16 protein-coding genes are annotated in these 8,266 nt (G+C 62.3%); 6 read left to right on the plus strand and 10 right to left on the minus strand.

Annotated elements, in window-relative coordinates; genetic code table 11:
• Positions 1-15: 15 nt before the first annotated feature.
• From BM436_RS28295 to BM436_RS36485, 6 genes are all read right to left on the minus strand, one after another.
• Entirely contained in the window at positions 16-441 is a 426-nt protein-coding gene (locus BM436_RS28295) for a DUF2442 domain-containing protein (RefSeq protein ID WP_093559076.1), read from the minus strand.
• A complete protein-coding gene (locus tag BM436_RS38745) occupies positions 428-658 on the minus strand; it encodes a DUF4160 domain-containing protein (protein WP_093559078.1) in 231 nt (76 codons plus the stop codon). Before BM436_RS38745 ends, BM436_RS28295 begins: the two co-directional genes overlap by 14 nt.
• Positions 659-729: 71 nt before the next feature.
• Positions 730-1,944: an RNA-guided endonuclease InsQ/TnpB family protein gene (locus BM436_RS28305; protein WP_093559080.1), complete on the minus strand. Its 1,215-nt coding sequence runs from the start codon at positions 1,942-1,944 to the stop codon at positions 730-732.
• Positions 1,911-2,375, minus strand: coding sequence for a type II toxin-antitoxin system PemK/MazF family toxin (locus BM436_RS38575; RefSeq protein WP_307666318.1), 465 nt, complete (start codon positions 2,373-2,375; stop codon positions 1,911-1,913). The genes BM436_RS28305 and BM436_RS38575 overlap by 34 nt, the downstream gene beginning before the upstream one ends.
• A complete protein-coding gene (locus tag BM436_RS28315; RefSeq protein WP_093559081.1) occupies positions 2,372-2,590 on the minus strand; it encodes an AbrB/MazE/SpoVT family DNA-binding domain-containing protein in 219 nt (72 codons plus the stop codon). Before BM436_RS28315 ends, BM436_RS38575 begins: the two co-directional genes overlap by 4 nt.
• Positions 2,591-2,621: 31 nt before the next feature.
• A complete protein-coding gene (locus BM436_RS36485) occupies positions 2,622-3,320 on the minus strand; it encodes a hypothetical protein (RefSeq protein ID WP_143133336.1) in 699 nt (232 codons plus the stop codon).
• Between BM436_RS36485 and BM436_RS28320 the strand changes: the two genes are divergently transcribed.
• Positions 3,310-3,798, plus strand: a complete 489-nt coding sequence (locus BM436_RS28320; RefSeq protein WP_093559083.1) for a hypothetical protein — start codon at positions 3,310-3,312, stop codon at positions 3,796-3,798. The genes BM436_RS36485 and BM436_RS28320 overlap by 11 nt on opposite strands.
• The gene (locus BM436_RS36490) at positions 3,789-4,073 is read left to right on the plus strand and encodes a hypothetical protein (protein WP_143133337.1); all 285 of its coding nucleotides are present in this window, start codon (positions 3,789-3,791) and stop codon (positions 4,071-4,073) included. The genes BM436_RS28320 and BM436_RS36490 overlap by 10 nt, the downstream gene beginning before the upstream one ends.
• Positions 4,074-4,150: 77 nt before the next feature.
• Here BM436_RS36490 and BM436_RS37260 read toward each other — a convergent pair whose 3' ends face one another.
• Positions 4,151-4,357, minus strand: a complete 207-nt coding sequence (locus BM436_RS37260) for a putative type II toxin-antitoxin system PemK/MazF family toxin (RefSeq protein WP_177307555.1) — start codon at positions 4,355-4,357, stop codon at positions 4,151-4,153.
• On the opposite strand from BM436_RS37260, the gene BM436_RS28330 reads away from it, so the two are divergent.
• The gene (locus tag BM436_RS28330; protein WP_093559087.1) at positions 4,356-4,646 is read left to right on the plus strand and encodes a CopG family ribbon-helix-helix protein; all 291 of its coding nucleotides are present in this window, start codon (positions 4,356-4,358) and stop codon (positions 4,644-4,646) included. The genes BM436_RS37260 and BM436_RS28330 overlap by 2 nt on opposite strands.
• Positions 4,634-4,924 carry a type II toxin-antitoxin system RelE/ParE family toxin gene (locus BM436_RS28335; RefSeq protein WP_093559089.1) on the plus strand — a complete coding sequence of 97 codons (291 nt, stop codon included), beginning with the start codon at positions 4,634-4,636 and terminating at the stop codon, positions 4,922-4,924. Before BM436_RS28330 ends, BM436_RS28335 begins: the two co-directional genes overlap by 13 nt.
• A gap of 30 nt (positions 4,925-4,954) precedes the next feature.
• Here BM436_RS28335 and BM436_RS28340 read toward each other — a convergent pair whose 3' ends face one another.
• Positions 4,955-5,146, minus strand: a complete 192-nt coding sequence (locus BM436_RS28340) for a hypothetical protein (RefSeq protein ID WP_093559091.1) — start codon at positions 5,144-5,146, stop codon at positions 4,955-4,957.
• Positions 5,147-5,259: 113 nt separating this feature from the next.
• Here BM436_RS28340 and BM436_RS28345 point away from each other — a divergent pair, with 113 nt between their 5' ends.
• Entirely contained in the window at positions 5,260-5,523 is a 264-nt protein-coding gene (locus tag BM436_RS28345; RefSeq protein WP_093559093.1) for a type II toxin-antitoxin system RelB/DinJ family antitoxin, read from the plus strand.
• Positions 5,524-5,591: 68 nt separating this feature from the next.
• Here the strand turns inward: BM436_RS28345 and BM436_RS28350 are convergent, their stop codons facing one another.
• Complete coding sequence (locus tag BM436_RS28350) at positions 5,592-6,968, minus strand: FAD/NAD(P)-binding protein (RefSeq protein ID WP_093559095.1); 1,377 nt, start codon at positions 6,966-6,968, stop codon at positions 5,592-5,594.
• A gap of 208 nt (positions 6,969-7,176) precedes the next feature.
• Between BM436_RS28350 and cysC the strand changes: the two genes are divergently transcribed.
• A complete protein-coding gene (gene cysC / locus BM436_RS28355; protein WP_259741445.1) occupies positions 7,177-7,788 on the plus strand; it encodes an adenylyl-sulfate kinase in 612 nt (203 codons plus the stop codon).
• A gap of 79 nt (positions 7,789-7,867) precedes the next feature.
• On the opposite strand, the gene BM436_RS28360 is transcribed toward cysC, so the two are convergent.
• A partial coding sequence (locus BM436_RS28360) for an integrase core domain-containing protein (protein WP_143133338.1) occupies positions 7,868-8,266 on the minus strand: 399 nt, incomplete at its 5' end.

An 8,266-nucleotide genomic window follows, 5' to 3' on the forward strand; every position in this document is an offset into this window, starting at 1 on the left:
GAGGATATCGATTGCTCATGCGCCAGCCAACTCCCTGACTTTCTTTGGACGGCCACCAAGTTTCCCGTTTTCACGCGCGGCGGCCGTCTTGGCATCGGTGGATGCCTTGCCGCCCACCTTGCCCATCTGTGAAGCCATCCAGCGTTTGGAACCAAGAAAGCCCTCCAGGAGGGCGGGGATGTAAAGGTCGGCATCGAGTTTGGGGAAATGAACGCCCAAACCAGAGGGGCTGATCTCAGCACCGATCAGGTCTGCGGGATGGGCGTTCTCCAAACCTTGTACATCGCGGGGCGAAAACGCGATTTGCAAGCCGGATGCCAGGGAAATCACGATGCGCGAAATGCGCCGGTCATAGCGTACCGCCACCGCAGCCGGAAAAGCGGCTTTTTTTGCCGCGCCACGACGGTTCGCTGCCTCGAATGTGGTATCAGTAATGTCCATGTGTCGTCCTCCATTTAGTGCATAGGTCCGCCAAATTTTTGGCGAGTGCACCGGCAATCTTCCCCAGCTCCTTTTGCGAAAACCCATAGTTCTCGCGCAACTCAGGAGGCCCATCTGGACAATGCAAGTTGAACACTGCTTCACATCCGTTACCTAGAACGTGAACATGAGCCGGTCGGTGATCGTTTGGGTAGATGACGACGCGCAGGCCAAAAATCTTGACATCCTCCTCCCCCTCAACCTTCGGTTGCCGCTGACGCGGAAAGGGGGAGGATTCCTACGGCGCTGTCACCGATCGAGCCGGTTCGAGCCGCTTCGACGGGTTCCTACTGCTGGCGACCTTGCCGCGTCGCTCACTTCATAGGCGCACCGGGCGTGTCCCGCCCTGAGGATGTTGATCGCGCCGACCAGGTCGGCATGCCGCGAGTGGCCGCACGCCACGCACGCGAACACCGCTTGCGTGGGCCGGTTGTCGGCCGACACATGGCCGCAGCCCGGACAGGTCCGGCTGGTGTCGCGCGGCGACACCGCCACCAATATGCCGCCGCGCCACGCCAGCTTGTAAGCGAGCTGCCGGCGGAACTCGTACCAGCCCTGATCGAGGATGGCCTTGTTCAGGCCCGACTTGGCGCGCACATTGCGTCCCGGCTCGGCGCGATCGCCCGTCGCCGATGCCGACATGTTTTTGACCTTCAAGTCCTCGACGCTGACCATCGCGTGGTTGTTGCAAATAGTGGTCGTGGCCTTGTGCAGGTAGTCGCGGCGGGCATTGCCGATGCGGGCGTGGATGCGCTGGACCCGGGCTTTCGCCTTGTGCCAGTTCTTGCCGAATTTCTTCTTGCGGCTCATGGCTTGCTGCGCGCGCCGCAGACGGTCCTCGTGCCGCTTGAAACTGTGGAGGGGCTCCAGCGCTTGGCCATCGGACAGCGTGGCGAAGCGGACTATCCCCATGTCGATGCCGACCGCGCCGCCCGACGGCACGGGCGGCGCGACATCGCGCGCGGTCTGGATCGCCACATACCAGCGTCCCGCCGACTGGCTGACGGTGACGTTGCGCACCTCGCCCGGCACCGTTCTGCTGTCGCGGTAGCGCAGCCAGCCCAGCTTGGGCAGAAATACCCGGCCATGGGCCTGGTCGAGCTTGATCTGTTTGGGATCGGGGTAGCGGAAGCTGTCGTGCCGGCCCTTCTTCTTGAAGCGCGGGAAGGCGGCCCGCTTGGCGAAGAAGTTGGTGTAGGCCCTCTCCAGGTCTTTCAATGCCTGCTGCAAGGGATGCGTCGGCGCTTCTTTCAGCCATGGGGTCGCCGCCCCGTTGCGCCATGTCGTGAGCAGCCTGCACAGTTCGGCGTAGCCCAGCTTCCGCTCGCCGCCCTCATGGCGTTGCTTTTGAACCTCCAGCGCCTGGTTGAAAACAAAACGGCAGGCGCCGGCGAAGCGGCGCATGGCGCGTTGCTGCTCGCCGTTGGGGTTCAACGCGAATTTGAAGGCTTGAAGGCGTTCCATACTGTGATTTTATACAGTTGTGGCGACCGGGGACGCACGTTAGGACGCCTTCGGCGTCCGCGCTCTTGACCTCGGCCTGAAGTCCGAGGCTTGCCGCGCCCTGGGTCAGTACAGTTGGCATTGTATCGGAAACCTAAGCTGATTGGGTTATTCGTCATATCGTGCGTAGGGATGTCGACGTGGCGGGCGGCCAGGTCGATCACCCGCAGCTGATCGCAGCGCACAACGCCGGTGGTCTTGATTCCGGTCACGGGTACGGCGAAGCCCGGGCGGCGGGCGAACTCGCCGCCTGTGGTAATTGGCAGGATCACCGGTAGCTTGGTGGCTTCATTGAACGCGGCGGGCGACACGACCAGGACGGGGCGGCTGCCGCTTTGCTCATGCCCAGCTGTCGGATCGAGCGAGACAAGATAAATGCCACCGCGCTTCATAACAGCTCGCCCCCGGCGGCGGGCGCGTCGACCCATTCACGTTCCTCGACTGGCTGCGGCTGCGAATAGTCTGACACGGCCAGCAACTCGGCGAGTGTGTAGCGAGGCCGCGGCTTAGGATTGACCACCAGGCAGCCGTGATCAACGGACAGGCCGACTGTGGCGCCGGCCTGCAGCTGTAATTGTTCGAGGAAGGCGGGCGGGACGGCCAGCATCACCGAACCGCCGACCTTGCGAATGCCCCAATCATTTTACGGGTGACGCTATAATGACGGCCTCCAACCATCGACCACCGCGTTCGCGCCAACGCCCATGCCCCTCGCCGCCCAATACGCCATCCGCATCGCCGCGCCCGCGACCGCCGGCCCGCTGTCGCGGGTGCGGAAGCAGTTCAACACCCTGGTCAAGAAGCTCGAAGCCGAACGCGTCAGGTTGGCGCTCTGGCGCGAGGAGTTGCCCAGGATACGCGCCCTGGCCGACAGCGAGTACGACCCCTTGGCGCGGACCTTCGACGCCCATCGCCGACGATTGCTGTTGCTGCTCGATCAGGCCTGTTCCGACAAGGCGATGGGCAAGAAGGACAGGGAAAAGCTGGCCGACGTGATCTGTTCGACGGCCCTGGACTTGATGCAGATCGATGAGGAGGACGAGGCGATCAAGGAGATCTACAACAAGCACAGCGGATGCGACTTCGATCTGGAGATGGACGCGGAAAAGGCGTTCATGCGCGAGTTCGTGGGCGCGACGACCGGCGTCGAACTGGACGACGACACCGATTTCAGCTCGCCGCGCGCCTTCTTCGAGGCCATGCGGGACAAGATGGTAGCGGGAAGCGGGGCGGGAACAGATCGGAGCGGCCAGTCCGGCCAAGCCGGCCAAACCGAGCGCGCGCGAGGCGCGCCACCAGGCCGAGGAGCTCAAGCTCAAGCAGTCGGTGCGCGACATTTTCCGCAAGCTCGCCAGCGCGCTGCACCCGGACCGCGAGACCGATCCCGCCGAGCGCGGGCGCAAGACGGCGCTGATGCAGCGCGCAAACGTGGCGTATGCGGCCAACGACCTGCTCGACCTGCTCGGACTGCAACTGGAGGTCGATCAGATCGATCAGACCGGTCTGGACAATCTGGGCGACGACCGGATCAAACAATACAACCGGATTCTCGATGGCCAAGTCAGCCAAATCAAATTTGAAATCATCGCGCTGGAAACCGCGTTCTCGCTCGACATGGGCTGGGAGTTTGGCCGGCGCCGCACGCCGAAGGCGATGATGCGGGGCTTGCGCGCCGACATCGCCGAGATGCGGGCCAACGTCAAACACATCGAAGCGGAGCTCGACACGTTCAGCGACCTCAAGAAACTGAAGGACTGGCTGAAGGACTACCGCATCGTCGTCAACGACCCGGCCTACGGCGACTCGTGGTTTTAACGGCACAAGCCCCAAAAGAAACATGCGCGCCGTATCTGCTCGCCGGTGGGTGTCTGCCGAAGCCGGGCAAGCAGGGCGTCGGGTTGGATATGCTCGAACGCGGCGTCGATCACCTCCAGATTCACTCCCTCATGGCGCAACGCGAACTCCAAGTGGCCGACAAGCGTGTCCTCGAGCGCCACTCCCGTGGGGAAAAGGACACGGCCATCACTGTCGATTCGCCGATTCACGGACCGGCTCCAGATATGCCGGACGCGCAAGCGGCAGCACGTTGAGTTGCAATGTGGCAATGAAGTGCTCGTAGCCAACTGGGGTCATCGGGGATCGAATTTTCTTAACTTTTATCGAAAATTTATGCCATTTTCCGAAAAATGGCGGTCGCCATCGAAAAACTGTAAGCCCAGGCGGCGGGCGAACTCGCCGCCGGTGGTATTGGCAGGATCACCGGCAGCTTGGTGGCTTCATTGAACGCGGCGGGCGACACGACCAGGACGGGGCGGCCGCCGTGGCAAAGTATGGTAAGGTAATACCTAACACTGACTGACAGGAGAAGCTTCATGACCACCACCAATGTCCGCCCCATGTCGGTCAAGCTGGACCCGGACACTCGCGCCCGTCTTGAGCAGTTGGCGGAATCCCGCCGCAGAACCCCGCACTGGATACTGCGCGAGGCCGTCGCGCAGTACGTCGAGCGCGAGGAAAAGCGTGAAGCCTTCCGGCAAGATACGCTCAAGGCGTGGGAAGAGTATCGGACCACTGGGCTACATGTCACGGCTGACGAGGCCGACGCGTGGCTGGCGCAGCTTACGGAAGGCAACGACGTTGAGCCGCCAGAATGTCACGTCTGATCTGGTCGCCGTCCGCGTTGCGCGACGTGCAGCGCCTCTATCGCTTTTTGGCGGGCAAGAATCCTGACGCCGCGAAGCGTGCCGTCCAAGCTGTCCGGCAAGGGGTGAAGGTGCTGGGACAGCAGCCGCAGATTGGCCGCCCCATTGAGGACATGGCGGAGGTGTACCGGGAATGGCAGATCGACTTTGGCGACAGCGGCTATGTGGTGCGCTACCGTGTTGCCGCCGATGTCGTGGCCATCTTGGCAGTGCGCCACCAGAAGGAAGTAGGGAGCTAAGCAGACAACGAGCGCCGTCCCACGCCGTGGCTAAGCCAGCAACGTCCCCGCCAACCGCCGCGCAAACACGCGCAAATCCGGCACCGCCGTCGCCTCCCAGTAGTTCGCCTTCAACCACGGCCCTATATAAAACAGGCTCCGCGAAGGGCTGCCATCCGCCCCCAGCACCGCGCAATCCTCCGCCACATCGATGCCCAATCCCAGCCGGTCGCTGCGGATCAAGCCATCCTCCAGCAGCTGCCCCACCAGCGCGCTGTTGGTATGGCGCGGATGTTAACGGAAACGTTCGAACCGCGAGCTGGGCTACAATGGAGCTCACAATACGGAGGTGACTTATGGCCGCGAACGCTGTAGTGCGTGCCCGGATCGAAGAGCACATCAAAGACGAGGCAACTGCCGTACTTGCGGCCATGGGCCTGACTGTCTCGGATGCTTTTCGCATGATGTTAATCCGCGTGGCTCACGAAAAGGCTCTGCCGTTCGAGCCGCTGATGCCCAATGCAACCACCATCGCAGCCATGAAGGAGGCGCGCACTGGCGGCTTGAAGTCGTTCGCCACCGTCGAAGACTTGATGGCCGACTTAAATGTGGAGGATTGAGCAAACCAGCCAGTTTAAACGTGACGGACATTGTTTAGGTTTCGCCGAACGCCTACCCGCCGCCGCCATCAACGACCCAGCAACGTCCCCGCCAACCGCCGCGCAAACACGCGCAAATCCGGCACCGCCGTGGCCTCCCAGTAGTTCGCCTTCAACCACGGCCCTATATAAAACAGGCTCCGTGAAGGCCTGCCATCTGCCCCCACCACCGCGCAATCCTCCGCCACATCGATGCCCAATCCCAGCCGGTCGGTGCAGATCAAGCCATCCTCCAGCAGCTGCCCCACCAGCGCGCTGTTGGTATGGCGCGGATCCGAGCACGGCCCCGTGCAATTGACCACGTACTCCACCCGTATGGTCTGGTTGGCGCAGGCGCCGCGCGGCCGCACCGACACATGGACGCCATCGCCGCCCTCGTCGAACCCGGCCACCCGCGCCGCCAGCGTCCGCACCGTGCCCGCCGCCAGCGCCGCGCCGAAGCGCTCGTGGACAACCGGCGCCAGGCGGTGCCGATGGGTGTCCCAGTACGGCTGCACATGGCGCAGGAAGCGTCTGCGCTCCTTTTCCGGATACGCCAGCCACACGTCCGCCGTGACCGGGCGCAACAGCGCCAGGCCCTCGCGCCAGTCGCGGCCCTCCGAGGCGATGGCGCGGCAATACTGGCGGAAGGCGCGCAGTTGCGCGCGCACCGTGGCGGCGTCGCCCCAGATCGCCTCCGCGCCCGCGCCGGACGGCTTGCCGGCCGTGTGCCGATGGTGCTGCGGCAGCAGGCCCCGGCGGGACACGGCCGTGACGGGCCGTTCCGGGTTGCGGTTCAGCAGCGTCATCGCCACGTCGACGGCGGTCAAGCCCGTGCCCAGCAACAGCACCGGCGCGTCGGCCGGGATCGCGTCCAGCCGCGCCTGGTCCCACGGGTCGCGCAGGTAGCGGGCGCTGTCGTAGAACGCCATGTCGGCGACGCGCGGGTTGTTCGACGGGAAATGGCCCAGGGCCAGCACCACCTTGTCCACCTCCATCGTTTCGCCACCTTCGAGCGTTACGATGCTAGCGCGGCCGTCGGCGGCGGTGACGATGCGGGTGACGTGGCGGTAGATGCGCTTGAGTTCGGTGTTGGGCGCGGCGCCGAGCTCGGCCTGGTTCAGCAGCCACTCGAGGTAGTCGCCGTAGATGCGGCGGGAGACGAAGGAGCCCGCCGCGGTGCCGGCATCGACGTGCTGGGCGTAGCGCAGGAAATGGTCCGGGTCCTCATCGAATGCGCTCATGTTCCCGGCGGGGACGTTGAGCGTGTGCTCCGGGCTTTGGGTGCCGTAGGCCATGCCGCGCGCGATGCGGCCGCTGCCGTTCAGCAGGTGGATGCGGGTGGCTTCACCGCTCTCTTGCCGAAGCAGACGGGCGGCGATGACGGCGCCGGAGAAGCCGGCGCCGATGATGAGGATGGTTTTCATTATGCGTTTTACGAATATGCTTAGAATAATTTCGTATTATTGTATGAGCAAAATAGATCGAGGCTGTAACAAAGATGCCCCGTTGCCATTTTTCCTCATCAACCAGTTGTCGAGTATGTAAAACACCTATATGGCTGGCAATTGATTGCCCGCTATGTCATCATGCCCGATCGCGGCCGTGAGTTGCGCGCAGTCTAGGAAACCGATAGTGAACATAAAATCCAGCAACACCGTGTGGCACCACGCCACCGTCACCCGCTCCCGCAGGGAGCAGCTCAACGGCCACAAAGGCGTCGTTGTCTGGTTTACCGGACTGTCCGGCTCGGGTAAATCCACATTGGCTCACGCGGTCGAGGAAAGGCTGTATCAATCCGGATGCAGAACCTTTGTGCTGGATGGGGACAATGTGCGCCATGGACTTTGCGCGGACCTGGGTTTCTCGGACGAAGCGCGGACTGAGAATATCCGACGCGTTGGTGAGGCGGCAAAACTCTTCGTTGAAGCAGGAACGGTCGTTCTGACCGCATTTATCTCCCCCTTTCAAAATGATCGCGAGCGTGTGCGGGCGTTGCTGGCCGCTGACGACTTCATAGAGATCTATTGTCATTGTTCTCTCGAAATGTGTGAGCAACGGGACGTGAAAGGGCTGTACAAACGCGCCCGCGCGGGCGAGATATCACACTTCACTGGGATTTCTTCGCCTTATGAGGCTCCTACAGCGCCCGATCTGAAGGTGAACACTGACTCTCTATCTTTGAATGATTCGGTTGAACTGATTTTGAACTTGCTGCGCGAGCGGAGTGTCATTGCTGCAGCGTAGCCAGATACCGGCCAGATACCGGAATATACAGACCGTCAGTTTTGCTTTCTGCTGCCGTCCCCTTCGCGCTTTTTGGAGGCTAGATGTCGAGTCCCGTTTGATCATAAACACGTTTAACGAATAATTCGGGCTTCTGCCGCTGCCATTCCTTGAGCGCTTGGATCGGTGTCCTGGTGCCGATGGCGCGTTGTGGAATATGGTGGTTGTAGAGCTTGAGGTAGTTCAGCAAAGTCGTCTCCAGATCGGCCCTGCTATCGAAACGAGTCTGCCGCAGCAGTTCGTTAATCCGGCCATTAAACCGCTCCACCATGCCATTGGTTTGTGGATGACGCGGCGGCGCCAGGCGGTGCTCGACAGCGATGGCCGCGCAGGCCTTGTCGAAGGCGTGCTGGCCGCTGGGTTTCTTGTCCTTGGCCGCGAAGCGATCAGTGAACTGCGAGCCGTTATCAGTCAGTATTTTGCTGATCTTGATAGGCGA

This window comes from Pseudoduganella namucuonensis (assembly GCF_900116645.1).
GTDB lineage: Bacteria > Pseudomonadota > Gammaproteobacteria > Burkholderiales > Burkholderiaceae_D > Rugamonas > Rugamonas namucuonensis.

Coding starts and splice junctions, on each gene's coding strand:
- BM436_RS28330 (WP_093559087.1), top strand. CDS start 4,356: ATGACCACCACCAATGTCCGCCCCATGTCGGTCAAGCTGGACCCGGAC.
- BM436_RS28315 (WP_093559081.1), bottom strand. CDS start 2,590: ATGCTGGCCGTCCCGCCCGCCTTCCTCGAACAATTACAGCTGCAGGCC.
- BM436_RS38575 (WP_307666318.1), bottom strand. CDS start 2,375: ATGAAGCGCGGTGGCATTTATCTTGTCTCGCTCGATCCGACAGCTGGG.
- BM436_RS28335 (WP_093559089.1), top strand. CDS start 4,634: ATGTCACGTCTGATCTGGTCGCCGTCCGCGTTGCGCGACGTGCAGCGC.
- BM436_RS28345 (WP_093559093.1), top strand. CDS start 5,260: ATGGCCGCGAACGCTGTAGTGCGTGCCCGGATCGAAGAGCACATCAAA.
- BM436_RS28295 (WP_093559076.1), bottom strand. CDS start 441: ATGGACATTACTGATACCACATTCGAGGCAGCGAACCGTCGTGGCGCG.
- BM436_RS28350 (WP_093559095.1), bottom strand. CDS start 6,968: ATGAAAACCATCCTCATCATCGGCGCCGGCTTCTCCGGCGCCGTCATC.
- BM436_RS28305 (WP_093559080.1), bottom strand. CDS start 1,944: ATGGAACGCCTTCAAGCCTTCAAATTCGCGTTGAACCCCAACGGCGAG.
- BM436_RS36485 (WP_143133336.1), bottom strand. CDS start 3,320: ATGTCGCGCACCGACTGCTTGAGCTTGAGCTCCTCGGCCTGGTGGCGC.
- BM436_RS37260 (WP_177307555.1), bottom strand. CDS start 4,357: ATGAAGCTTCTCCTGTCAGTCAGTGTTAGGTATTACCTTACCATACTT.